Raw genomic sequence first — 1,088 nt, 5'->3', positions numbered from 1 at the left:
GTGACGGAGCTCGGTGGGCTCGCCGCGCAGATCAGCGCCGCCCGCCGGGCCGCGGCGGACCGGTTCGCCGCGGCGGTCGCGGCCGAGCTCGCGGGCCTGGCGATGCCACGGGCCAAGGTCGAGGCGGTCGTGACACAGCGCGCCGATCCCGCGGGCCTTCCGGTGGACGGGCAGCTGCTCGCCTACGGCCCGGCCGGGGTCGACGAGGTGGAGTTGCGGCTCATACCGCATCCGGGTGCGCCATCACGTCCGGTGCACAAAGGCGCGTCCGGCGGTGAACTGTCCCGGGTGATGCTCGCCATCGAGGTCGTGCTTGCGGCCGGTGACGTCGCCACGACGATGGTCTTCGACGAGGTCGACGCTGGTGTGGGCGGGCGTGCCGCGGTCGAGGTCGGGCGCCGGCTCGCACGGCTCGCCCGCACGCATCAGGTGATCTGTATCACCCATCTGCCTCAGGTGGCGGCTTTCGCCGACCGCCACCTGGTGATCAGCAAGGCCGACGACGGCTCGGTGACCCGCAGCGGGGTGGCGACCCTCGACGACACCGGCCGGGTCCGCGAGCTCTCCCGGATGCTCGCCGGTGTCGAGGAGAGCACGCTGGCCCGCGGCCACGCCGAGGAACTGCTGGCCAGCGCCGCCGCCGACAAGGCCGGGAGTTCCTGACCACGGACCTTTGCCGGTGGGTGTGGCAACACATCGCCAAACGCGCCGCGGCACTTCTCGACCGGACCGGACTCGACGGGCACCGGTACGCCATCGATACCGTCGTCGCCGCGACAGCGCTGGAGCAGCCGCGGACCCGTGCTGGTCCTGACCTCCGATCCCGAGGATCCCGCGGTGCTCACCGCCAAGACGGGTGTGCCGCCACAGCGGCGGTAAGCCGGTCAAGGTCTGAGCCCGGCCGGCTTACCGCCGCCGCAACACACAGTCGGGTAGCGCATGGTGTGGAGTCCAGGATGTGGTCGTCTGTCAGGTCGCGGAACCTTGATCGTCGCCCACAACCTCCGACACGCCGATAATCGAGGGAGGTTGTGGGAAACATCAACATCTCGCTGACCTGCACCAACGTTATCGATCATGGATTTTGG

Annotated in this window: 1 pseudogene; it reads left to right on the top strand. The window is 70.1% G+C overall.

The features are described from left to right. Positions 1–663, top strand: a pseudogene (locus DD1DGNOD_RS19625) (DNA repair protein RecN); the annotation flags it as partial. Between the last annotated feature and the right edge of the window lie 425 nt (positions 664–1,088).

This window comes from Candidatus Protofrankia californiensis (assembly GCF_900634765.1).
GTDB lineage: Bacteria > Actinomycetota > Actinomycetes > Frankiales > Frankiaceae > Protofrankia > Protofrankia californiensis.
The sequence above is the reverse complement of the archived record's forward strand: the minus strand, read 5'-3'. Positions and strand labels throughout refer to the sequence as shown.